21 protein-coding genes are annotated in these 22,340 nt (G+C 70.6%); 16 read left to right on the top strand and 5 right to left on the bottom strand.

Annotation, left to right across the window (positions count from 1 at the left end):
• Nucleotides 1-17: 17 nt before the first annotated feature.
• From ACFYO2_RS22415 to ACFYO2_RS22430, 4 genes are read right to left on the bottom strand one after another with little or no spacing between them, the layout of a single operon-like run.
• On the bottom strand, nucleotides 18-641 hold the full coding sequence (locus ACFYO2_RS22415; RefSeq protein WP_388351694.1) for a response regulator: 624 nt from the start codon (nucleotides 639-641) through the stop codon (nucleotides 18-20).
• Entirely contained in the window at nucleotides 638-1,879 is a 1,242-nt protein-coding gene (locus tag ACFYO2_RS22420; RefSeq protein ID WP_388351697.1) for a sensor histidine kinase, read from the bottom strand. The genes ACFYO2_RS22415 and ACFYO2_RS22420 overlap by 4 nt, the downstream gene beginning before the upstream one ends.
• Nucleotides 1,837-2,682 (bottom strand): ABC transporter permease, encoded by an 846-nt coding sequence (locus ACFYO2_RS22425; RefSeq protein ID WP_388351700.1) that lies wholly within the window; start codon nucleotides 2,680-2,682, stop codon nucleotides 1,837-1,839. The genes ACFYO2_RS22420 and ACFYO2_RS22425 overlap by 43 nt, the downstream gene beginning before the upstream one ends.
• The gene (locus ACFYO2_RS22430) at nucleotides 2,679-3,545 is read right to left on the bottom strand and encodes an ABC transporter ATP-binding protein (RefSeq protein ID WP_388351703.1); all 867 of its coding nucleotides are present in this window, start codon (nucleotides 3,543-3,545) and stop codon (nucleotides 2,679-2,681) included. Before ACFYO2_RS22430 ends, ACFYO2_RS22425 begins: the two co-directional genes overlap by 4 nt.
• Before the next feature lie 143 nt (nucleotides 3,546-3,688).
• Here ACFYO2_RS22430 and ACFYO2_RS22435 point away from each other — a divergent pair, with 143 nt between their 5' ends.
• The 3 genes from ACFYO2_RS22435 (at nucleotide 3,689) to rpsD (ending at nucleotide 6,699) form a co-directional block, all read left to right on the top strand.
• A complete protein-coding gene (locus ACFYO2_RS22435; RefSeq protein ID WP_388351706.1) occupies nucleotides 3,689-4,345 on the top strand; it encodes a vitamin K epoxide reductase family protein in 657 nt (218 codons plus the stop codon).
• A gap of 68 nt (nucleotides 4,346-4,413) precedes the next feature.
• Nucleotides 4,414-5,769 (top strand): replication-associated recombination protein A, encoded by a 1,356-nt coding sequence (locus ACFYO2_RS22440; RefSeq protein ID WP_388351707.1) that lies wholly within the window; start codon nucleotides 4,414-4,416, stop codon nucleotides 5,767-5,769.
• 315 nt (nucleotides 5,770-6,084) lie between these two features.
• Nucleotides 6,085-6,699 carry a 30S ribosomal protein S4 gene (rpsD, locus tag ACFYO2_RS22445; RefSeq protein WP_388351710.1) on the top strand — a complete coding sequence of 205 codons (615 nt, stop codon included), beginning with the start codon at nucleotides 6,085-6,087 and terminating at the stop codon, nucleotides 6,697-6,699.
• Between the two features lie 28 nt (nucleotides 6,700-6,727).
• Here rpsD and ACFYO2_RS22450 read toward each other — a convergent pair whose 3' ends face one another.
• On the bottom strand, nucleotides 6,728-8,899 hold the full coding sequence (locus ACFYO2_RS22450; RefSeq protein WP_388351712.1) for an ATP-binding protein: 2,172 nt from the start codon (nucleotides 8,897-8,899) through the stop codon (nucleotides 6,728-6,730).
• A gap of 162 nt (nucleotides 8,900-9,061) precedes the next feature.
• On the opposite strand from ACFYO2_RS22450, the gene ACFYO2_RS22455 reads away from it, so the two are divergent.
• The 13 genes from ACFYO2_RS22455 to nusB all read left to right on the top strand — a co-directional run bounded on the left by ACFYO2_RS22455 (nucleotide 9,062) and on the right by nusB (nucleotide 22,090).
• Nucleotides 9,062-9,502 (top strand): DUF948 domain-containing protein, encoded by a 441-nt coding sequence (locus ACFYO2_RS22455; RefSeq protein ID WP_388351714.1) that lies wholly within the window; start codon nucleotides 9,062-9,064, stop codon nucleotides 9,500-9,502.
• A gap of 9 nt (nucleotides 9,503-9,511) precedes the next feature.
• Nucleotides 9,512-9,868, top strand: coding sequence for a hypothetical protein (locus ACFYO2_RS22460; protein ID WP_388351717.1), 357 nt, complete (start codon nucleotides 9,512-9,514; stop codon nucleotides 9,866-9,868).
• Nucleotides 9,868-12,540 (top strand): alanine--tRNA ligase, encoded by a 2,673-nt coding sequence (gene alaS, locus ACFYO2_RS22465; RefSeq protein ID WP_388351720.1) that lies wholly within the window; start codon nucleotides 9,868-9,870, stop codon nucleotides 12,538-12,540. Before ACFYO2_RS22460 ends, alaS begins: the two co-directional genes overlap by 1 nt.
• A gap of 35 nt (nucleotides 12,541-12,575) precedes the next feature.
• On the top strand, nucleotides 12,576-13,040 hold the full coding sequence (gene ruvX / locus ACFYO2_RS22470) for a Holliday junction resolvase RuvX (protein ID WP_388352013.1): 465 nt from the start codon (nucleotides 12,576-12,578) through the stop codon (nucleotides 13,038-13,040).
• 116 nt (nucleotides 13,041-13,156) lie between these two features.
• Nucleotides 13,157-14,932, top strand: coding sequence for an endolytic transglycosylase MltG (gene mltG / locus ACFYO2_RS22475; RefSeq protein WP_388351723.1), 1,776 nt, complete (start codon nucleotides 13,157-13,159; stop codon nucleotides 14,930-14,932).
• Complete coding sequence (locus ACFYO2_RS22480; RefSeq protein WP_388351725.1) at nucleotides 14,913-15,752, top strand: shikimate dehydrogenase; 840 nt, start codon at nucleotides 14,913-14,915, stop codon at nucleotides 15,750-15,752. The genes mltG and ACFYO2_RS22480 overlap by 20 nt, the downstream gene beginning before the upstream one ends.
• A 188-nt stretch (nucleotides 15,753-15,940) precedes the next feature.
• Complete coding sequence (aroC, locus tag ACFYO2_RS22485) at nucleotides 15,941-17,125, top strand: chorismate synthase (RefSeq protein ID WP_388351728.1); 1,185 nt, start codon at nucleotides 15,941-15,943, stop codon at nucleotides 17,123-17,125.
• Nucleotides 17,122-17,640, top strand: a complete 519-nt coding sequence (locus tag ACFYO2_RS22490) for a shikimate kinase (RefSeq protein ID WP_388351731.1) — start codon at nucleotides 17,122-17,124, stop codon at nucleotides 17,638-17,640. The genes aroC and ACFYO2_RS22490 overlap by 4 nt, the downstream gene beginning before the upstream one ends.
• Nucleotides 17,637-18,728 carry a 3-dehydroquinate synthase gene (gene aroB / locus ACFYO2_RS22495; protein ID WP_388351734.1) on the top strand — a complete coding sequence of 364 codons (1,092 nt, stop codon included), beginning with the start codon at nucleotides 17,637-17,639 and terminating at the stop codon, nucleotides 18,726-18,728. The genes ACFYO2_RS22490 and aroB overlap by 4 nt, the downstream gene beginning before the upstream one ends.
• Nucleotides 18,729-18,891: 163 nt before the next feature.
• A complete protein-coding gene (locus ACFYO2_RS22500; RefSeq protein ID WP_388351737.1) occupies nucleotides 18,892-19,761 on the top strand; it encodes a Pro-rich N-terminal domain-containing protein in 870 nt (289 codons plus the stop codon).
• Nucleotides 19,762-19,928: 167 nt separating this feature from the next.
• Nucleotides 19,929-21,035, top strand: coding sequence for an aminopeptidase P family protein (locus ACFYO2_RS22505; RefSeq protein ID WP_388351740.1), 1,107 nt, complete (start codon nucleotides 19,929-19,931; stop codon nucleotides 21,033-21,035).
• Between the two features lie 51 nt (nucleotides 21,036-21,086).
• Entirely contained in the window at nucleotides 21,087-21,653 is a 567-nt protein-coding gene (efp, locus tag ACFYO2_RS22510; protein WP_388351743.1) for an elongation factor P, read from the top strand.
• A 2-nt stretch (nucleotides 21,654-21,655) separates the two neighbouring features.
• Nucleotides 21,656-22,090 (top strand): transcription antitermination factor NusB, encoded by a 435-nt coding sequence (gene nusB / locus ACFYO2_RS22515; RefSeq protein WP_388351746.1) that lies wholly within the window; start codon nucleotides 21,656-21,658, stop codon nucleotides 22,088-22,090.
• Nucleotides 22,091-22,340 lie beyond the last annotated feature (250 nt).

Below are 22,340 nucleotides of genomic sequence, written 5' to 3' on the forward strand. Positions count from 1 at the left end.
GAGCCCCCAGTACGGCCTCAGTCCAGCAAGCCGTACCGCATGGCGCTGGTCACCGCCGCCGTCCGGTCGTCCACTCCCAACTTGCCGAAGGCCCGCAGCAGATGGGTCTTCACTGTCGACTCGCCGATGAACAACCGGCGCCCGATCTCGGCGTTCGTGCATCCCTCGGCGACCAGACGCAGCACCGCCGTCTCCCGGTCCGACAGCCGGGGCCGCTCCGGGCGGGTGCGGAGCTGGTCGACCAGGCGGGCGGCGACGGAGGGGGCCAGCACCGTCTCGCCGCGAGCTGCCGCCCGCACGGCCTCCGCCAGTTCTCCCCGCGGCAGATCCTTCAGCAGATAGCCCGCCGCCCCCGCCTCCACCGCCCGCAGGATGTCCCGGTCGGTCTCGTAGGTCGTCAGGACGATCACCCGGCACGGCAGCCCGGCCTCGCTCATCCGCACGATGGAGTCCACGCCCCCGCCGCCCGGCATCCGCAGGTCCATCAGCACGATGTCGGGCCGGAGTTCCGCCGCCAGCGCCTCGGCCTGCGGGCCGCTGGACGCGTCCGCCACGACCTCCAGGTCCGGTTCCGCGCTCAGCATCGCCCGCAGTCCCTCCCGTACGACGGGATGGTCGTCGGCCAGGATGATCCGGATCACGATGAACTCCTCGGGGGCGGTACGGGCAGGCGGACGGTCACCGTCGTGCCGTCGCCGGGGGTGCTGCGCACCTGGGCCGTCCCGCCGACCTCGGCGGCCCGGGCCCGCAACCCCGCCAGACCGTAGCCGCCGAGGCCGGCGGTGGACGTATCGAAGCCGCAGCCGTCGTCGCGTACGGACACCGTGAGTGTGGCGTCGGAGTACGCCACCGTGATGCCGACCGCCGTCGAACCCCCCGCGTGCTTGCGCACGTTGGCCAGCGCCTCCTGGCAGGAGCGCAGGGCGACCACTTCCGGGCCGGCTGGGAGGGTGCGTACGGCACCGGTCACCTCCAGCGTCGCCTCGTGGCGGGCGGCCAGTCTGCGCAACGCATCCGGCAGGGAGGCGCCGGCCAGGTCGGCGGGTGCGCCCCCGGCGACCAGGGCACGGGCCTCGGCGAGGTTCAGCCGGGCCGTCTCGTCCATCAGCGCCAGATGCCGGCGGGCCTGAGCCACGTCGTGGTCGAGCTCCGCCTCGACGGCCTGGGTCAGCATCAGGAGGCTGGTGAAGCCCTGCGCGAGTGTGTCGTGGATCTCCCGGGCCATCCGCTCCCGCTCGGTCACGGCGCCGTGCGCGGCCGACAGCCGGGAGATCTCGTGGCGGCTCGCATCGAGTTCCGCGATCAGCTCGGCGCGCTCCTGGCTCTGCTCGATGATCCGGATGATCCAGGTGCCGACGGCCAGTGAGAAGACGAGGGTGACCACGGCGAACAGCGCGTTGAAGAAGACGTCCTGGTCGCTCGGCCACCACAGCAGGGCCCAGCCGGCGACCGGCGCGAGATTGATGACGCCCACCGCCACCAAGGCCTGCCGCATCCGCAGCGACATGAAGCACTGGGGGACCAGAGCGAAGGTCATCAGCCGGGTCTCGCCCACCAGGATCGCCGACGGCAGGAACAGCGCCATCGCCGCCACGAGGTAGCCGAGGGCCTGCCGTTCCTCGGGCGGATCGCCCCGCAGGATGGGCCGCCCCACCCACACGAACAGGGGGATCAGGGGGACGAGCAGCGCCGCCGCGGTGATGCGGACCGGCCACCCCGGGGTTCCCGCGCCGAGCACGAACACCAGGGTGGCCAGCCAGATGAGCGCGAAGTAGACGTCCCAGATCCGGAACGACCGCGCCCAGGTGTAGGCACCGACGACATCGTCGGGACCGGTCACCCGTCGCGCCGGTTCTTCCACCGGAAGGTCAGCAGACACAGCAGCAATCCTCCGACGCACCACGCCCCCAGCACCAGGGCGATCCGCCCGAACTCCCAGCCCCCGGCCTGTTCCAGAACCTGCGCCGACTCCGGCAGGAACACTCCCCGCAGGCCCTGGCACATCCACTTCAGCGGGAACAGCGCGCCGATGTTCAGCATCCAGTCCGGAATGGTGTCGATCGCGATGTACACCCCGGAGATGAACTGCAGGACCAGGAACGGGAGTACGACCACGGAGGTGGCGCTCTTGCCGGTCTTCGGGACCGAACTGACCGCGATGCCGAGCAGCGCGCACGCCGTCAGGCCGAGCACGAAGATCCAGGCGAAGTCGAACCACCGACCCGCGTCCGAGGGCAGGTCTATGTCGTAGAAGGCCGTGCCGACGAGCAGCAGGATCGCGGTCTCCAGCAGTCCGGTGACCAGTACCAGCCAGATCTTGCCGAGGAAGTACGCCGCCGGCGGCATCGGTGTGCCGCGCAGCCGGCGCAGCACCTTCTCGTCCCGCTCGATCGCGATCGAGATGCCGAGGGACTGGAAGCTCGTCGACATGATGCCGGCGGCCATCATCGCCGGGACGTACAGCTGCGAGGCGTTGATGCCCGCGCCCCGCACGTCGTCGCGGAAGATCGACGCGAACAGGAACAGGAACACCACCGGGAAGGCGAAGGTGAACACCACATGGTCGCGCTGCCGGAAGAACTGCCGAAGCTCCAGGGCGCCCCGCTTCAGGCCGATGCCCCAGGCGCCGGGCAGCCTGTCGACGAGGGCGTCCGCCCGTGGTCGTACGGCGGTCGTGGTCATCGCGCGTCCTCCTGTCCGGTCAGGCGGAGGTAGACGTCCTCCAAGGTGGGGCGGCTCACCCGCAGCCCCGCGATCTCGCCGTCGAAGCGGCTCATGAGCGCGCCGACCGTCCTGGTGGGGGTGTCCGTGCGCTCCGCGCGCGGGGTGCCGTCCGGGTCGGTCCACTCGACGGTGGCGCCCGTGCCGTACCGCTCCCGCAGACTGGCCGGCTCGCCCTCGGCGACGACCTGCCCCTGGGCGACGACCGCCAGCCGGTCCGCGAGGGACTCCGCCTCCTCCAGGTAGTGCGTGGTCAGCACGATGGTCGTGCCCTCGGCGGACAGCTTGCGGATCAGGTCCCAGAACTGGCGCCGCGCCGCCGGGTCGAAGCCGGTCGTCGGCTCGTCCAGGAGCAGCAGCTCTGGGCCGCCGATCACCCCGAGGGCCACGTCGAGACGTCGGCGCTGCCCGCCGGAGAGGGCCTTGATCCGCCTGCCCGCCTTGGCCTCCAGGCCCACCAGGCCGATGACCTCCTCCGGGTCCCGGGGCCTCGGGTAGTAGCGGGCGAAGTGCCGCACGGTCTCGCGGACCGTCAACTCCGCGGGCGCTGATTCGTCCTGCCAGACGATTCCGACGCGAGAGCGCCACGCGCGCGTGCCGTGCGCCGGATCCGCGCCCAGGACGGACACCTCGCCCGCGTCCCGGTCGCGGTTGCCCTGGAGGATCTCCACCGTCGTGCTCTTGCCCGCCCCGTTGGGTCCCAGCAGGCCGAACACCTCACCCCTGCGGATACCGAGATCGATGCCGTCGACCGCGATCACGTCGCCGTACTGCTTGCGCAGCCCCCGTACGTCCACCGCGAGTTCGTTCGCGTGTGTTGTCATGCCCTTGAGCCTCGTCCGGAACCGAACGCTCCGGGACGACCGTGCGTACTTCCTTATGTCCACCGAACGGTGGACACGCGTCTCAGTGCGGCACAATGAGCGCTGTCCGCGGAAGGTCCACCTCTCAAGACGGAATCGGCGTGATGAGCAAGACGACAGTCAAAGACGTCTCCACCGAACCCGAGCCGGAGCGCGCCGAGGCCGCGCCGCACTCGGTGGGCGGCAGCCGTGCGTTCGCCCTGCTGCTGGTGATCACCGGCGCGGCGGGTCTGCTCGCGGCGTGGGTCATCACGATCGACAAGTTCAAGCTGCTCGAGGCCAAGGTCGCGGGCACGTCCTTCACTCCCGGCTGCAGCCTGAACCCCGTTGTCTCCTGCGGCAGCGTCATGGAAAGCGACCAGGCCTCGGCCTTCGGGTTCCCCAATCCGATGCTCGGCCTCGTCTGCTACGGCATCGTGATCGGCGTCGGCATGAGCCTGCTCGCCCGGGCCCGCTTCCCCCGCTGGTACTGGCTCACCTTCAACGCCGGCACCCTCTTCGGTGTCGGCTTCTGCGCCTGGCTGATGTTCCAGTCGCTGTACCGGATCAACGCGCTGTGCCTGTGGTGCTCCCTGGCCTGGGTCGCCACGATCCTCATGTTCTGGTACGTGACGTCGTTCAACATCCGCAACGGCTTCCTGCCCGCCCCGCGCTGGCTGAAGAGCTTCTTCGGCGAGTTCACCTGGGTCATGCCGGTCATGCACATCGGCATCATCGGCATGCTGATCCTGACCCGCTGGTGGGACTTCTGGACCGGCTGACCGCCCGCGCTCCGGGCCGTCCGACGGCCCGGAGTGGATTGTCAGTGCGGTGACATAGGGTTTTCCGTGTGGAGCCCGACCTGTTCACCGCCGCGGCAGAAGAACGCCAGGAGAAGGACCCGTCCAGCAGCCCCCTGGCGGTCCGGATGCGCCCGCGCACCCTCGACGAGGTCGTGGGCCAGCAGCACCTGCTGAAGCCGGGCTCGCCCCTGCGCAGACTGGTGGGCGAGGGCGGGGGCGGCCCCGCCGGACCCTCCTCGGTGATCCTCTGGGGCCCGCCCGGCACCGGCAAGACCACCCTGGCGTACGTCGTCTCCAAGGCCACCAACAAGCGCTTCGTGGAGCTGTCCGCGATCACCGCCGGCGTCAAGGAAGTCCGCACGGTCATCGACGGAGCCCGCCGCGCCACCGGCGGCTACGGCAAGGAGACCGTCCTCTTCCTCGACGAGATCCACCGCTTCAGCAAGGCCCAGCAGGACTCCCTGCTCCCGGCCGTCGAGAACCGCTGGGTCACCCTGATCGCGGCGACCACCGAGAACCCGTACTTCTCGATCATCTCCCCGCTGCTGTCCCGCTCCCTCCTGCTCACCCTCGAACCGCTCACCGACGACGACCTGCGCGGCCTCGTCCGGCGCGCGGTCGGTGACGAGCGCGGACTCAAGGACGCCGTCACCCTCCCCGAGGACACCGAGAACCACCTGCTGCGCATCGCCGGCGGCGACGCCCGCCGCGCCCTGACCGCCCTGGAGGCCGCCGCCGGGGCCGCACTCGACAAGGGCGAGACGGAGATCGGCCTCCAGACGCTGGAGGAGACGGTCGACCGGGCCGCCGTGAAGTACGACCGGGACGGCGACCAGCACTACGACGTGGCCAGCGCCCTCATCAAGTCCATCCGCGGCTCCGACGTCGACGCGGCCCTGCACTACCTGGCCCGCATGATCGAGGCCGGCGAGGACCCCCGCTTCATCGCCCGCCGCCTGATGATCTCCGCCAGCGAGGACATCGGCCTGGCCGATCCCAACGCCCTGCCGATCGCGGTCGCCGCCGCCCAGGCTGTGGCCATGATCGGCTTCCCCGAGGCCGCCCTCACCCTCAGCCACGCCACCATCGCCCTCGCCCTGGCCCCCAAGTCCAACGCCGCGACCATGGCGATCGGCGCCGCCCTGGACGACGTACGAAAGGGACTGGCCGGTCCCGTGCCCCCGCATCTGCGCGACGGGCACTACAAGGGCGCCGCCAAGCTCGGCCACGCGCAGGGGTACGTGTACCCGCACGACCTGCCCGAGGGCATCGCCCCCCAGCAGTACGCCCCGGACGCGATCCAGGACCGCACGTACTACACCCCCACCCGGCACGGCGCCGAAGCCCGCTACGCGGACGCGGTGGAGTGGACCAGGAAGCACCTCGGTCGCAAGCGGCCTTGAGCACCCTGTAGACTTGCTCGGAGCGCTGAGTCCCGTGTCCGGCCCCGGTCGGTTCACCAGAACGGGACATCCAGCCGGAGGCCTGGTTCGCCAGGATCTCCAGGAGCGTCGCGCACCGTCGAACGGTGTCGCGGGCAGCCCACCACCACCCGGGTTCCCGGGAAAGGTCGGTGGGCCACTCGCGTGCTGCACGTATGTGCCCAGACCAGGGAGCGGCTGCCCGACAGGTCCGTCAGGACCCGCAGGGTTTCCCCGGCTGCGGATGCGACCTCCCTTAACCCTGGTGAGCCGGAAACAGACAGAGAGACAGAGACAGTGGCGAATCAGTCCCGCCCCAAGGTCAAGAAGTCGCGTGCCCTCGGCATCGCGCTGACCCCGAAGGCCGTCAAGTACTTCGAGGCCCGTCCCTACCCGCCGGGTGAGCACGGTCGTGGCCGCAAGCAGAACTCGGACTACAAGGTCCGTCTGCTCGAGAAGCAGCGCCTGCGCGCGCAGTACGACGTGTCCGAGCGTCAGCTCGTCCGCGCCTACGAGCGTGCCGCCAAGACGCAGGGCAAGACCGGTGAGGCCCTGGTCATCGAGCTCGAGCGTCGTCTCGACGCGCTGGTCCTGCGTTCGGGCATCGCCCGAACGATCTACCAGGCCCGCCAGATGGTCGTCCACGGCCACATCGAGGTCAACGGCCAGAAGGTCGACAAGCCGTCCTTCCGTGTCAAGCCGGACGACGTCGTGATGGTCCGCGAGCGCAGCCGCGAGAAGACCCTGTTCTCGATCGCGCGCGAGGGCGGCTTCGCCCCCGACGGCGAGACCCCGCGCTACCTCCAGGTGAACCTCCGCGCCCTGGCCTTCCGCCTGGACCGCGAGCCGAACCGCAAGGAGATCCCGGTGATCTGCGACGAGCAGCTCGTCGTCGAGTACTACGCCCGCTGATCACCACCAGCAGGTTGTAGCCCACCTCTCAGCCCGCCGTCTCCCCGCCCTTCCGGGTGGGTGAGGCGGCGGGTTCGTGCGTGTCGAGGGCCAGGGTCGCCGTCGCGTGCCGCACCGGCCCGCGCGGTGTCGGCACCGCGTCCAACGACCGCTGCCGGCCGCGCCCCAGCGCCCGGACGACCGCCGCGTCCCGGCCGGCCTCCGCGCCCCGCCGTACGCATTCCTCGTACAAGACGTCGCCCAGTTGCTCCCGGGTGATCGCCTCACACAGCTCGTGCGGCGCGTTGTAGTACGCCGAACCGAACAGCGGCAGCCCCACCGACGGCCACATCGCGGCGGCGGCGCCCTGCAGCACAGCGGCCTCCGCCGGGTCACCCTCCGTGGCTGTGACCAGGGCCAGTAACTCGATCGTCAGCACCGTGCCGAGAAGGTCGTGGAAGGCGTGGGCACCGGACAGGCAGTCCGTCAGCAGTTCGCGGGCGCCCGACGGGTCGCCCCCGCGCCAGGCCGCGTAGGCCAGGACGTACAGCGCGTAGGTGCGCGCCCAGCGCTCGCCGTGGTCCTCACAGACCTGGCGGACGTCCTCGCACAGCCGTACCGCCTCCACCAAATCGCCCTGGAACGCCAGCGTCATCGCCAGCTCGACCTGGCCCATCAGCACATTGCTGTTGAGTTCGCCGATCTCCTCATAGCGGGCCAGCGCCGAGCGCAGCAGCGTCTCCGCGCCGGCCATGTCGTCGCTGACCAGGGCCAGACAGCCGGTGCGGTGCTCGGCGTACGCCACCGCGGTGGGGTTCTGGGTGCGTTCCGCCTCCTCACGGCACTCCTGGAGCGCCGCCAGCGCGGGCATCGTGTCGCCCTGCAGGATCGCCACATGGCCGAGCACCCACAGCGCCTTGAGGCGCGGCTGCTCGTGGTCGGACTCCAGCTCCACACTGCGCTCCAGCCAGTGCCGCCCCTCCGACAGCCGCCCGCAGCCGGCCCAGTGGAACCAGAGCGAGCCCGCCAGGTACTGGCCCAGATGCACCTCGTCCGGCTCCGACAGGCAGTACTCCAGGGCGCGGCGCAGATTCGGCAGCTCCGCCTCGATCCGCGCCGCCACCTCGTTCTGGCGCGGCGAGAACCAGTCCAGCTCGCACCAGGTGGCCAGGCCCAGGTACCAGTCGCGGTGCCGCCGAAGCATCCGGAGGGCGTCGCCGGTCGCCTCCAGCCAGTCGGCGCCGTACGCCCGGACCGTGTCCAGCATGCGGTAGCGCACGCCCGCCGCGGTCTCCTCACGGGTGACCACGGACTGGGCGAGCAGCTCCGTGAGGACGTCCAGCACGTCGTCGGAGTGCAGGCCGTCCCCGCCGCACACGTACTCGGCGGCCTCAAGGTCGAACCGACCGGCGAACACCGACAGCCGCGACCACAGCAACCGCTCCTCGGGCGTGCACAGTTCGTGACTCCAGCCGATCGCCGTACGCAGCGTCCGATGGCGGGGGAGTGCCTCCCGCCCGCCGCCCGTGAGCAGCCGGAACCGGTCGTCGAGCCGCTCGAGGAGCTGCCCGGGGGACAGGGCCCGCAGCCGTCCCGCGGCCAGCTCGACCGCCAGCGGGATGCCGTCCAGGCGCCGGCACAGCTCCCGTACGTCCGGATCGTCCCGCAGCGCGAGCCCCTGCCGGTCCGCCCGGTCCAGGAAGAGCCGCGCCGCGTCGTCCTCGTCGAGCGGCCCCAGCGTGAACACGCGCTCGCCCGCCACGGCCAGCGGCCTGCGCCCCACGGCGAGCACCCTGAGGCCCGGCACTCGGCGCAGCAGCTCGGTCACCAGCTCGGCGCACGCGTCCACCAGGTGCTCGAACCCGTCGAGAACCAGCAGGAGCCGGCGCCCGGTGAGATGGGCGAGCAGGATCTCGCGCGGCAGCCGGGCGGTGTGATCCGTCAGGCCGAGCGCCTCCACGACGGCATGGTCGACGAACTCCGGATCGCGCACCGGCGCCAGTTCGACGCGCCAGACGCCGTCACCGGCGGCGGACCGCGCGGCAGCGTGCCCCGCCAGTCGCGACTTGCCCACCCCGCCCACGCCCGTGACCGTCACCAGCCGCGCTGAGCCCAGCGCCCGCGCCAGCCCGGAGAGTTCGGCCGTGCGGCCCACGAACGCGTCGAGCTCCAGGGGCAGGTTGCCGTGCGCCGCATTGTCGCCGCGCTGAGGAATGCACATGGAACACGGAGCGTACTGAGCCGTATTCAGTCCGTACAAGCGCTTCGCGCATCCCGGTCCGCGCGCGGGCGGTAATCCGGTTCGGAGCGTGACCCCCGGCGCGATAGGCTCGGCCTACGACTTTTTCGATATGCAGGCACGTTTCAGGGAGCGGGTGCACAAGTGTCCGGTGGAGAGGTGGCCGGGATCCTGGTGGCCGTCTTCTGGGCGATCCTGGTCTCCTTCCTCGCCGTCGCGCTGGCGAGGCTGGCCCAGACGCTCAGGGCGACCACCAAGCTCGTGGCGGACGTGACCGACCAGGCCGTCCCGCTACTGGCCGAGGCCTCCTCCGCGGTGCGCTCCGCGCAGACCCAGATCGAGCGGGTCGACGCGATCGCGTCGGACGTCCAGGAGGTCACGTCGAACGCGTCCGCGCTGTCGACCACCGTCGCCTCGACCTTCGGCGGCCCCCTCGTGAAGGTCGCCGCCTTCGGCTACGGCGTGCGCCGGGCCCTGGGCGGCCGCAAGGACGACGTGCCCGTAAAGGCGCCCCGGCGTACCGTGATCGTGGGCCGCACGGTCTCTCGGCGGGACAAGCGAGACCTCCGCAAAAAGAAGGACTGAGAGCCAGCGATGTTCCGCCGTACCTTCTGGTTCACCTCGGGCGTCGCCGCCGGTGTGTGGGCCACCACCAAGGTCAACCGCAAGCTGAGGCAGCTGACGCCCGAGAACCTCGCCGTGACCGCGGCGAACAAGGCGCTCGAGGCAGGTCACCGCATCAAGGACCGCGCGGTGGGCTTCGCGCTGGACGTCCGCGACAACATGGCCCAGCGGGAGGCGGAGCTGGGCGACGCCCTCGGGATCAACGAGAACCCCGAACTTCCCTCTCCCCGGCGGTACGCCGCCATCGAGAACCGCAACAACCCGAAGACCAACTCGAAGTACATCGACAGGACGACGTACTCGTACAACCGGAATGAGGACCACTGATGGAGTCGGCCGAGATTCGTCGCCGCTGGTTGAGCTTCTTCGAGGAGCGCGGGCACACCGTCGTCCCTTCGGCGTCGCTCATCGCGGACGACCCGACTCTGCTCCTCGTCCCGGCAGGCATGGTGCCCTTCAAGCCCTACTTCCTGGGTGAGGTCAAGCCGCCCTTCGCGCGCGCCACCAGCGTGCAGAAGTGCGTGCGCACGCCCGACATCGAAGAGGTCGGCAAGACCACGCGGCACGGCACCTTCTTCCAGATGTGCGGCAACTTCTCCTTCGGCGACTACTTCAAGGAAGGCGCCATCAAGTACGCCTGGGAGCTGCTCACCACGCCCCAGGACAAGGGTGGTTACGGCCTGGAGCCGGAGAAGCTCTGGATCACCGTCTACAAGGACGACGACGAGGCCGAGCGCATCTGGCACGAGATCGTCGGCGTGCCCAAGGAGCGCATCCAGCGCCTCGGCATGAAGGACAACTACTGGTCCATGGGCGTACCCGGCCCGTGCGGCCCCTGTTCCGAGATCAACTACGACCGCGGCCCCGAGTTCGGCGTCGAGGGCGGCCCCGCCGTCAACGACGAGCGGTACGTGGAGATCTGGAACCTCGTCTTCATGCAGTACGAGCGCGGCGAGGGCATCGGCAAGGACAACTTCGAGATCCTCGGAGACCTGCCGAGCAAGAACATCGACACGGGCCTCGGCATGGAGCGGCTCGCCATGATTCTGCAGGGCGTGCAGAACATGTACGAGATCGACACCTCCATGGCCGTCATCAAGAAGGCCACCGAGCTGACCGGTGTCGAGTACGGCGAGGCGCACGACTCGGACGTCTCCCTGCGCGTGGTCACCGACCACATGCGCACGTCCGTGATGCTCATCGGTGACGGAGTGACCCCCGGCAACGAGGGCCGCGGCTACGTCCTGCGCCGCATCATGCGCCGCGCCATCCGCAACATGCGTCTGCTCGGTGCCGCCGGCCCGGTCGTCAAGGACCTGATCGACACGGTCATCGAGATGATGGGCCAGCAGTACCCGGAGCTGGTCACCGACCGCGAGCGCATCGAGAAGGTCGCCGTCGCCGAGGAGAACGCCTTCCTCAAGACGCTGAAGGCCGGTACCAACATCCTCGACACCGCTGTCACCGAGACCAAGGCCGGCGGCGGCAAGGTCCTCGCCGGCGACAAGGCCTTCCTGCTCCACGACACCTGGGGCTTCCCGATCGACCTCACCCTGGAGATGGCCGCCGAGCAGGGCCTGTCCGTGGACGAGGACGGCTTCCGGCGCCTGATGAAGGAGCAGCGGGAGCGCGCCAAGGCCGACGCCCAGTCCAAGAAGACCGGCCATGCCGGCGTGGGCGCTTACCGCGAGATCGCCGACAAGGCCGGCGAGACCGACTTCATCGGCTACTCGGACACCGAGGGCGAGTCCACGATCGTCGGCATCCTCGTCGACGGCGCCTCCTCCCCGGCCGCCACCGAGGGCGACGAGGTCGAGATCGTCCTGGACCGCACCCCGTTCTACGCCGAGGGCGGCGGCCAGATCGGTGACACCGGCCGCATCAAGGTGGACACCGGTGCCGTCATCGAGATCCGCGACTGCCAGAAGCCGGTGCCCGGCGTGTACGTCCACAAGGGCGTCGTCCAGGTCGGCGAGGTCACCGTCGGCTCCAAGGCCCACGCCTCGATCGACAACCGTCGCCGCACGGCCATCGCCCGCGCCCACTCGGCCACCCACCTCACCCACCAGGCCCTGCGCGACGCCCTCGGCCCGACGGCCGCCCAGGCCGGTTCCGAGAACCAGCCCGGCCGCTTCCGCTTCGACTTCGGTTCGCCGTCCGCCGTTCCCACGGCCGTGATGACGGACGTCGAGCAGAAGATCAACGAGGTGCTCGCCCGCGACCTGGACGTCCGCGCCGATGTCATGGGCATCGACGAGGCCAAGAAGCAGGGCGCCATCGCCGAGTTCGGCGAGAAGTACGGCGAGCGGGTCCGTGTCGTCACCATCGGCGACTTCTCCAAGGAGCTGTGCGGCGGCACGCACGTCCACAACACCGCCCAGCTGGGCCTGGTGAAGCTGCTCGGCGAGTCGTCGATCGGCTCGGGTGTGCGCCGTATCGAGGCTCTGGTCGGTGTCGACGCCTACAACTTCCTCGCCCGTGAGCACACGGTCGTCGCCCAGCTCCAGGAGCTGATCAAGGGCCGGCCGGAGGAGCTCCCGGAGAAGGTCTCCGCCATGCTCGGCAAGCTGAAGGACGCCGAGAAGGAGATCGAGAAGTTCCGCGCCGAGAAGGTCCTGCAGGCTGCCGCGGGTCTCGCCGGGTCGGCCAAGGACGTACGCGGCGTTGCTCTGGTGACCGGTCAGGTCCCGGACGGCACGACCGCCGACGACCTGCGCAAGCTGGTCCTCGACGTGCGCGGCCGCATTCAGGGCGGTCGGCCCGCGGTGGTCGCCCTGTTCGCCGTGGGGAACGGTAAGCCGCTCACGGTCATCGCCACCAACGAGGCCGCCCGCGAGCGCGGCCTCAGGGCCGGCGACCTGGTCCGTGCGGCCGCCAAGACCCTCGGCGGCGGCGGTGGCGGCAAGCCGGACGTCGCCCAGGGCGGCGGCCAGAACCCGGCCGCGGTCGGCGAGGCCGTCGACGCCGTCGAGCGGCTCGTGGCGGAAACGGCCAAGTGAGCGCCGACATTCAGTCGAGTGGCGACGGCCGGGGCATGCGCCGCGGCCGTCGCCTCGCGATCGACGTCGGGGACGCCCGTATCGGGGTCGCCTCGTGCGACCCCGACGGGATCCTCGCCACCCCGGTGGAGACGGTCCCCGGCCGGGACCTCCCCGCAGCTCACCGCAGGTTGAAACAGCTGGTCGAGGAGTACGAACCGATCGAGGTCGTGGTCGGCCTGCCGCGCTCCCTCAAGGGGGGCGAGGGCCCGGCCGCGGTCAAGGTTCGTGGCTTCGCCCAGGAGCTCGCCCGGGGGATCGCCCCGGTCCCGGTCCGGCTCGTGGACGAGCGGATGACGACGGTGACGGCCAGTCAGGGACTGCGCGCCTCGGGAGTGAAGTCGAAAAAGGGCAGATCGGTCATCGACCAGGTAGCTGCCGTGATCATCCTTCAGCAGGCCCTGGAATCCGAACGAGTGTCAGGTAAAGCACCCGGCGAGGGCATCGAAGTGGTCATCTGATCGCGATACGGTAACGTTCCGCGCGATGCGGAGGTGTTCGAACAGCCACCGCACAAAGAGAGGCGGAACGGGAGCCGAAAGCCGCGCGACCGCCGCCTCGCGGCTCTAGGGGATCGATGACTGAGTATGGCCGGGGCGAAGGCTCCGAACCGTGGCATCCGGAGGACCCGTTGTACGGGGACGGCGGATGGGGCGGACAGCAGGCCCAGGCGGGCCAGCAGTCCCCCTACGGCGGCCAGCCGCAGCACCATCCGGAGCAGCCGCAGCAGCCGCAGTACGACAATGGAGGCTGGGGCGACGGCCAACAGGCCGCATACGGTCAGGCGCAGCAGTACGAGCAGCAGCAGTACGGCGAGCAGCAATTCGATCAGCGGCAATTCGATCAGCAGCAGTACGACCAGCGGTACAGCCAGCAGCAGTACGACCAGCGGCACAGCCAGCAGCAGTACGACCAGCAGCAGTACGCGCCCCAGCCTCAGCAGCAGTACGACAACGGCGCCTGGGGCACCGGGACGCACACGCATGTCCAGTACACCGACCCGTCGGGCCCGTACGGGCAGCAGCAGGGCATGGCGTACCGCGGGGAGCAGCAGCCCGACTTCTACGGCACCCCGGACGCCTACCCGCCGCCGGAGCCGCCCACCCGTCGGCGCGCCGAACCCGAACCGCAGCACACCGACTGGGACCCCGGTCCCGATCAGGGCGAACACGCGTTCTTCTCGGACGGTGACGACGCCGAGGACGACCCGGACGCGGACGACCCGAAGGGCGGCGGCCGCGGCGACCGCAAAGCCCGCGGCGGCAAGCCCAAGAAACGCCGCAGCGGGTGCGCCTGTCTGGTGGTCCTGCTGGTGTTCGGCGGAGGTCTGGGCGGAGTCGGCTACTTCGGCTACCAGTTCTACAAGGATCGTTTCGGCGCGGCTCCGGACTACGCGGGGGACGGCACGAGCGAGATGGTGTCGGTCGTCATCCCCAAGGGTGCCTTCGGATCGACGATCGGTCAGGAGCTGAAAAAGGCGGGGGTCGTCAAGAGCGTCGACGCTTTTGTCTCCGCGCAGTCGCAGAATCCTGACGGCGACAAGATCCAGGCGGGCGCTTACCTGCTGAAGAAGGAGATGTCCGCCGCGAGCGCCATCGAAATGATGCTCGACCCCAAGAGCCAGAACAACGTGCTGGTCAAGCCGGGTGAGCGCAATATCGACGTCTACAAGGCGATCGACAAGCAGCTCGAATTGTCGTCCGGCACCACCAGGAAGGCCGCCGACGAGGGGTACAAGAGCCTCGGTCTGCCGAACTGGGCGAACAGCGACAAGGACATCAAGGACCCGCTGGAGGGCTTCCTCTACCCGGGGACCTATCCCGCGGCCAAGGGCATGAAGCCCGAGACGGTCCTGAAGGAGATGGTGGGCCAGGCCGCCGAGAAGTACGAGGCGCTCGACCTGACTGCCAAGGCCAAGGCGCTGAAGCTGGACAATCCACTCCAGGTCATCACGGTCGCGAGTCTCGTCCAGGCGGAGGGCAAGACCGAGGACGACTACCGGAAGATGGCGGAAGTGGTCTACAACCGCCTCGATCTGGCGAACCCCGAGACCTATGGGATGTTGCAGTTCGACTCGACCTTCAATTACCTGAAGAACGAGAGCAACATCAACATCAGTGAGTCGGAGATCAACCGCAACCAGGACCCGTACAACACGTACACGCAAAAGGGTCTGCCACCCGGTCCGATCGGGAACCCGGGCGACAGTGCGATCAAGGCGACACTGAATCCGACGGATGACGGCTGGTACTACTTCGTGGCGACCGACGGCGTGAGCAAGACCGAGTTCGCGAAGACGCACGCCGCATTCCTCAAGCTCAAGGAAAAGTTCGATGCCAGCTCGGGCAGCTGACGCCCGCCGGGCCGCGGTGCTCGGCAAGCCCATCGCGCACTCCCTCTCGCCGGTGCTGCACCGCGCCGCGTACAAGGAGCTGGGCCTGACGAACTGGTCGTACGACCGGTTCGAGCTCGACGAGGCCGCCCTGCCCGGGTTCTTCGCCGAGCTCGGGCCGGAGTGGGCCGGGCTCTCGGTGACCATGCCGCTGAAGCGGGCCGTCATCCCGCTGCTCGACGGGATCAGCGAGACGGCCGCCTCGGTCGACGCGGTCAACACGGTGGTGTTCACCGAGGACGGCCGCCGGGTCGGCGACAACACCGACATCCCCGGCATGGTCGCCGCCCTGCGCGAACACGGCATCGAGCAGGTCGACTCGGCCGCGATCCTCGGCGCCGGAGCCACCGCCTCCTCCGCGCTCGCCGCACTCGCCCGGATCTGCACCGGCGAGGTCGTCGCCTATGTGCGCAGCGAGGCCCGGGCGGCCGAGATGCGGCAGTGGGGCGAGCGCCTGGACGTCGAGGTCCGTACGGCGGACTGGGCGGACGCCGAGCAGGCCCTGCGCGCACCGCTCGTCGTCGCGACCACCCCGGCCGGTACGACCGACGCGCTCTCCTCCGCGCTGCCGGCACGGCCCGCCACCCTCTTCGACGTGCTCTACGACCCGTGGCCCACCGAGCTCGCCGCCCGCTGGTCCGCGTACGGCGGGGCCGTCGTCAGCGGACTCGACCTGCTGGTGCACCAGGCGGTACTGCAGGTGGAGCAGATGACCGGGCGCACCCCTGCCCCGCTGGACGCGATGCGCAAGGCCGGCGAGCACGCCCTCGCGGCGCGCTAGGACCCGCTCGGTCCCGGTCGGGGACGGCCGGGTCCCGTCCGCCTTGTGGACCGGCGGCCGGGTCAGGGGGCCGGACGTGGGAGGATCGTGGGTGGCGGGCCAGGGCCGCGCACCTGGTCGGGCCGTCGCCGTACGCGAGGACGCGCGTACGAAGGGCAGTACCAGGGCGCGAGCACTGAGGAGCACCGTTGAGCAGGTTGCGCTGGCTGACCGCGGGGGAGTCCCACGGTCCCGCACTCGTCGCGACGCTGGAGGGCCTTCCCGCCGGCGTGCCGATCACCACGGAGATGGTGGCGGACCACCTGGCCCGGCGCCGGCTCGGCTATGGACGCGGTGCCCGCATGAAGTTCGAGCGTGACGAGATCACGTTCATCGGCGGTGTGCGGCACGGCCTCACCCTGGGCTCGCCGGTCGCGATCATGGTGGGCAACACCGAGTGGCCGAAGTGGGAGCAGGTCATGGCGGCCGACCCCATCGACCCCGAGATCCTCGCGGGCCTCGCCCGCAACGCCCCGCTGACCCGGCCGCGGCCCGGCCACGCCGACCTGGCCGGCATGCAGAAGTACGGCTTCGACGAGGCCCGGCCGATCCTGGAGCGCGCGAGTGCCCGGGAGACGGCGGCGCGGGTCGCGCTGGGCGCGGTGGCCCGGTCGTACCTGAAGGAGACGGCCGGCATCGAGATCGTCTCGCACGTCGTCGAGCTGGCCGCCGCGAAGGCGCCCTACGGTGTCTACCCCAAGCCGGCCGACGTCGAGAAGCTGGACGCCGACCCGGTGCGCTGCCTGGACGCGGACGCCTCGAAGGCGATGGTCGCGGAGATCGACCAGGCCCACAAGGACGGCGACACCCTCGGTGGCGTGGTCGAGGTGCTGGCCTACGGCGTACCGGTGGGCCTGGGCTCGCACGTGCACTGGGACCGCAGGCTGGACGCCCGGCTGGCCGCCGCCCTCATGGGCATCCAGGCGATCAAGGGCGTCGAGGTCGGCGACGGCTTCGACCTGGCGAGGGTGCCGGGCTCCAAGGCGCACGACGAGATCGTCAAGACCGACGAGGGCATCCGGCGGGTCACCGGCCGTTCCGGTGGCACCGAGGGCGGTCTGACCACCGGTGAGCTGCTGCGGGTGCGGGCCGCGATGAAGCCGATCGCGACCGTGCCGCGGGCGCTGAAGACCGTGGATGTCGTCACCGGCGAGGCCACGCAGGCCCACCACCAGCGCTCGGACGTGTGCGCGGTCCCGGCCGCGGGCATCGTCGCGGAGGCGATGGTCGCGCTGGTCCTCGCGGACGCCGTCGCGGAGAAGTTCGGCGGCGACTCGGTGGGCGAGACCCGCCGTAACGTGCGGTCGTACCTCGACAACCTGCCGGTCCGATGAGCGCGGTGCCCCTGGTCGTCCTGGTCGGCCCGATGGGCGTCGGCAAGTCCACCGTCGGCCAGCTGCTCGCCGAGCGGCTCGGCGTCGGTTACCGGGACACCGACGAGGACATCGTCGCGGAGCAGGGCCGGACCATCGCCGAGATCTTCGTCGACGAGGGCGAGCCGGCCTTCCGCGCGATCGAGAAGCGCGCGGTGCGCAAGGCACTCGCCGACCACGACGGCGTCCTCGCGCTGGGCGGCGGCGCGATCCTCGACGAGGACACGCGCGCGCTGCTCGCAGGGCAGCGGGTCGTCTACCTCTCCATGGACGTGGAGGAGGCGGTCAAGCGCACCGGCCTGAATGCCGCCCGGCCGCTGCTGGCGGTCAACCCGCGCAAGCAGTGGCGCGAGCTGATGGAGGCGCGGCGGCACCTGTACGAGCAGATCGCCACGGCGGTCGTGTCCACGGACGGCCGTACGCCCGAAGAGGTCACCCAAGTCGCCCTGGACGCTTTGGAGTTGAAGGAAGCATGAGCGAGGCAGTCACCCGGATCCAGGTAGGCGGCACCGCGGGCAGCGAGCCCTACGAGGTCCTGGTCGGTCGGCAACTGCTGGGCGAGCTCGCCGGGTTGATCGGCGACAAGGCCAAGCGGGTCGCGATCGTCCACCCCGAGGCGCTGGCCGAGACCGGCGACGCGCTGCGCGGCGACCTGGCCGGGCAGGGCTTCGAGGTCGTCGCCATCCAGGTGCCGAACGCGGAGGAGGCCAAGACCGCCGAGGTCGCCGCCTACTGCTGGAAGGCACTCGGCCAGTCCGGCTTCACCCGCACCGACGTCGTCGTCGGTGTCGGCGGTGGCGCGACCACCGACCTCGCCGGGTTCGTGGCCGCGAGCTGGCTGCGCGGGGTGCGCTGGATCGCCATCCCCACCACCGTGCTGGCCATGGTGGACGCGGCCGTCGGCGGCAAGACCGGCATCAACACCGCCGAGGGCAAGAACCTCGTCGGCGCCTTCCACCCGCCGGCCGGCGTGCTGTGCGACCTGGCCGCCCTGGACTCCCTCCCGGTCAACGACTATGTCTCCGGGCTCGCCGAGATCATCAAGGCCGGCTTCATCGCCGACCCGACGATCCTGGAGCTGATCGAGTCCGACCCCGAGGCGGCGCGCACCCCGGCGGGCCCGCACACCGCGGAGCTCATCGAGCGGTCCATCCGGGTCAAGGCCGAGGTCGTCTCCTCCGACCTCAAGGAGTCGGGCCTCAGGGAGATCCTCAACTACGGCCACACGCTCGCGCACGCCATCGAGAAGAACGAGCGCTACAAGTGGCGGCACGGCGCCGCGGTTTCGGTCGGCATGCACTTCGCCGCCGAACTCGGCCGTCTCGCGGGCCGGTTGGACGACGCCACGGCCGACCGTCACCGCACGGTCCTGCAATCCGTCGGCCTGCCCCTGCACTACCGCTACGACCAGTGGCCCAAGCTGCTCGAAGCCATGAAGGTCGACAAGAAGTCCCGCGGCGACCTTTTGCGCTTCATCGTCCTCGACGGGCTCGCCAAGCCCACCGTCCTGGAGGGCCCCGACCCGGCTGTCCTCCTCGCCGCGTACGGCGAAGTGGGCGAGTAGCTCCCGGGTGCTCCATCCGCCCGATTCGCCTTGGCCACCGGGCACTTCGGACCGCCCCCGGCCGTTTCACCAAACGACGGCGGGGGACGGTACCTTTCGGTAGGGAGCGGGAATCACCCGCACTGTCAGCGCCCATTGCCTGTACGAGACGGAGTGGCACCGGATGCAGCACGCAGTGGGTTCTCCGCTGCCGCCGCCCCACCAGCCGGGGCACGGACCGGCCGCCGGCTGGTCGCCGGCCGCACACCACCCGGGTCCGCACCACCCGGGCGCACCTCAGGGTTCCGCCCCCGTGCCCCCGCCCCCCGCTCCCGCTCCGGGCTTCACCGGCGCGCCCTCGGCGCCGGTACCGCCCGCACCGCAGCACGCCCCGGCCCCGCCGGCGCCGGACACCACCGGTCATGTGCCGCTGCCGCCCGGCCGCCCGGTCGGCATGCCGAGCGCGCCGACCGCCACGGCCGCCGCCGACCCGGCCGCCACCACCCTCGCGGTCCTGCTCATCGGACCGGCCGGCGCCGGGAAGACGAGCGTCGCCAAGTACTGGGCGGACCACCGCCGGGCCCCCACCGCCCACATCAGCCTCGACGACGTACGCGAATGGGTCCGTTCGGGCTTCGCCGACCCGCAGTCCGGGTGGAACGACCACTCCGAGGCCCAGTACCGCCTCGCCCGCCGCACCTGCGGCTTCGCCGCCCGCAACTTCCTCGCCAACGGCATCTCCTGCATCCTCGACGACGCCGTCTTCCCCGACCGCCCGGTCGTCGGTCTCGGCGGTTGGAAGCGCCACGTGGGCCCCGGCCTGCTGCCGGTGGTCCTGCTGCCGGGCCTCGAGATCGTCCTCGAGCGCAACGCCGAACGCTCCGGAAACCGCCGCCTCACCGACGAAGAGGTCGCCCGCATCCACGGCCGCATGGCGGGCTGGTACGGCTCGGGCCTCCCCATCATCGACAACTCCCAGCTGGACGTACCCCAGACGGCCCAGATCCTGGACGACGTACTGGCCCGGTCCATTGCCAGCCCTCCTCAGTGGTAGCCGACCTCCAGGGGCGCGGGGCTGTATCGATATGCGGCTCCGCCGCGTGGGCTGCGACCAGCCTCCACCGGGCGCGCACCCGGCGAACTTCACTCAGTCGCACCCCGATCCCCCAAACGGCACCCTCCCAACCGGCACAATCCGGGCACCCCTCCTACGCTCGTGTCATGTCAGAGGTCTACGGTGCCCGCCGATCCCGCCTACGGGAACGCTGCCAAGCGAGCGGCAGCGCCTCCGCGCTGGTGACCCGCCCCGCCAATGTCCGCTACCTCGCAGGCACCGCCCCGCACGGCGCCGTCCTGATGCTCGGCAGGACCGAGGACCTGCTCCTGTGCCCCGGCCCGCCGGACGACCGCCCCGCGGAAGGCCGGCCCGACGAGGCGCTGCGCGTGCAGCGGCTGCCCGGCCCCGGCGGCGATCCCGCCGTCGCCGCCGCCGGCCTCGCGGCAGCGCAGGGCGGTGAGTCCCTCGCCGTCGAGGAGCACCACCTGACCGTCGACCGGTACCGTGCCATCCGCTCGGTCGTGCCCCGGCTGCGCCTCGCGGATCTGGGCGGCGGGGTCGAGCAGCTGCGCGTGGTGAAGGACGAGGAGGAGATCTCCTGCCTCAGGATCGGCGCCGAAATCGCCGACCAGGCCCTCGGTGAACTGCTCGAGTCCATCCTGGTCGGCCGCACCGAACGTCACCTCGCCCTGGAGCTGGAACGGCGCCTGGTCGACCACGGCGCCGACGGCCCCGCCTTCGCGACGTCCGTCGGCACCGGCCCGAACGCCGGCCGACGCGGCCACCGCCCCACCGACCGGCGGGTCGAGGAGGGTGACTTCCTCTCCGTCTGCCTCGGGGCGACCTACCGCGGCTACCGGTGCGAGATCGGCCGTACGTTCGTCATCGGTACGTCCCCGGCGGACTGGCAGATCGAGCTGTACGACCTCGTTTTCGCCGCCCAGCGGGCCGGCCGGGAAGCCCTGGCCCCGGGCATCGCCTACCGTGACGTGGACCGCGCCGCCCGCCAGGTGCTGGACTCGGCGGGGTACGCGGAGCGCCTTCCTGCCCTGACCGGACACGGTGTGGGACTGGAAATCGACGAGGACCCGCAGCTGGCCCCCGCGGCCATGGGTAAACTGGACGCTTGCGTGCCGGTCACCGTCGAACCGGGAGTCCACCTCCCGGGACGGGGCGGCGTCCGGATCGATGACACGCTCGTCGTCCGCCCCGAGGCGGACGGCGGCCCAGAGCTACTCACCATCACGACCAAGGAGCTGCTCGCCCTTTAGACAGGTGCGTGCGCCGGGGTCGTCCACGTCAGTCCAGGAGATTCCGCAACCGTGGCTTCCACGAACGACCTCAAGAACGGCCTGGTGCTCAAGCTCGATGGCGGCCAGCTGTGGTCCGTCGTCGAGTTCCAGCACGTCAAGCCCGGCAAGGGCCCGGCCTTCGTGCGCACCAAGCTCAAGAACGTGCTCTCCGGCAAGGTCGTCGACAAGACCTTCAACGCCGGCGTCAAGGTCGAGACGGCCACGATTGACAAGCGCGACATGCAGTTCTCCTACATGGACGGCGAGTACTTCGTCTTCATGGACATGGAGACCTACGACCAGCTCATGGTCGACCGGAAGGCCGTCGGCGACGCCGCCAACTTCCTGATCGAGGGCTTCACCGCCACCGTCGCGCAGCACGAGGGCGAGGTGCTCTTCGTCGAGCTGCCCGCGGCCGTCGAGCTCGTCGTCCAGGAGACCGAGCCGGGCGTCCAGGGCGACCGCTCCACCGGCGGCACCAAGCCCGCCGTCCTGGAGACCGGTCACCAGATCAACGTCCCGCTCTTCATCACCACCGGTGAGAAGATCAAGGTCGACACCCGCACGAGCGACTACCTCGGCCGGGTGAACAGCTAACCGTGGCTGCCCGCAACACGGCCCGCAAGCGCGCCTTCCAGATCCTCTTCGAGGGCGACCAGCGCGACGCGAACGTCCTGACGGTCCTCGCGGACTGGATCCGGCTCTCCCGGGGCGACACCCGGCAGCCGCCGGTGAGCGAGTACACGATGCAACTGGTCGAGGGGTACGCCGAGCACGCGACGCGCATCGACGAGCTGATCGCCCAGTACTCGGTCGGCTGGACGCTCGACCGCATGCCCGTCGTCGACCGCAACATCCTGCGCCTTGGCGCCTACGAGCTGATCTGGGCGGACGAGACGCCGGACGCCGTCGTCCTCGACGAGATGGTGCAGCTGGCGAAGGAGTTCTCCACGGACGAGTCGCCCTCGTTCGTGAACGGCCTGCTCGGCCGGCTCAAGGACCTCAAGCCCTCGCTCCGCCGCGACGAGGCATGAGTCGCGACGAGGCATGAGCCGCCGACGAGGCACATGAGGACCGAGCAAGAGGTACGCACAGAGGGCCCGCAGCGGTGACGCTGCGGGCCCTCCGGCGTCCAGCTACCCCAGGGCCCCTTCAGCCCCGCAGAAAGCCGCCGGGGGGGGGGGGGGGGGGGGGGGGGGGGCCCCCCCCCCGGGCGGGGGCGGGGGGGGGGGGGCCGGGGCGGGGGTAGTGGGGGGGGGGGGGGCCACCGCGCGCGGGGCGGGG

The sequence above is a fragment of the Streptomyces sp. NPDC006602 genome (assembly GCF_042870385.1).
In the GTDB taxonomy this organism is placed as follows: domain Bacteria; phylum Actinomycetota; class Actinomycetes; order Streptomycetales; family Streptomycetaceae; genus Streptomyces.

Excerpts from the sequence above, each read along its gene's own strand:
- ACFYO2_RS22480 (WP_388351725.1), top strand. The coding sequence starts at position 14,913 with ATGCCAGCTCGGGCAGCTGACGCCCGCCGGGCCGCGGTGCTCGGCAAG.
- ACFYO2_RS22430 (WP_388351703.1), bottom strand. The coding sequence starts at position 3,545 with ATGACAACACACGCGAACGAACTCGCGGTGGACGTACGGGGGCTGCGC.
- ACFYO2_RS22435 (WP_388351706.1), top strand. The coding sequence starts at position 3,689 with ATGAGCAAGACGACAGTCAAAGACGTCTCCACCGAACCCGAGCCGGAG.
- ruvX (WP_388352013.1), top strand. The coding sequence starts at position 12,576 with ATGCGCCGCGGCCGTCGCCTCGCGATCGACGTCGGGGACGCCCGTATC.
- ACFYO2_RS22425 (WP_388351700.1), bottom strand. The coding sequence starts at position 2,682 with ATGACCACGACCGCCGTACGACCACGGGCGGACGCCCTCGTCGACAGG.
- ACFYO2_RS22490 (WP_388351731.1), top strand. The coding sequence starts at position 17,122 with ATGAGCGCGGTGCCCCTGGTCGTCCTGGTCGGCCCGATGGGCGTCGGC.
- ACFYO2_RS22500 (WP_388351737.1), top strand. The coding sequence starts at position 18,892 with ATGCAGCACGCAGTGGGTTCTCCGCTGCCGCCGCCCCACCAGCCGGGG.
- aroB (WP_388351734.1), top strand. The coding sequence starts at position 17,637 with ATGAGCGAGGCAGTCACCCGGATCCAGGTAGGCGGCACCGCGGGCAGC.
- ACFYO2_RS22505 (WP_388351740.1), top strand. The coding sequence starts at position 19,929 with ATGTCAGAGGTCTACGGTGCCCGCCGATCCCGCCTACGGGAACGCTGC.
- mltG (WP_388351723.1), top strand. The coding sequence starts at position 13,157 with ATGACTGAGTATGGCCGGGGCGAAGGCTCCGAACCGTGGCATCCGGAG.
- ACFYO2_RS22460 (WP_388351717.1), top strand. The coding sequence starts at position 9,512 with ATGTTCCGCCGTACCTTCTGGTTCACCTCGGGCGTCGCCGCCGGTGTG.
- ACFYO2_RS22450 (WP_388351712.1), bottom strand. The coding sequence starts at position 8,899 with ATGTGCATTCCTCAGCGCGGCGACAATGCGGCGCACGGCAACCTGCCC.
- alaS (WP_388351720.1), top strand. The coding sequence starts at position 9,868 with ATGGAGTCGGCCGAGATTCGTCGCCGCTGGTTGAGCTTCTTCGAGGAG.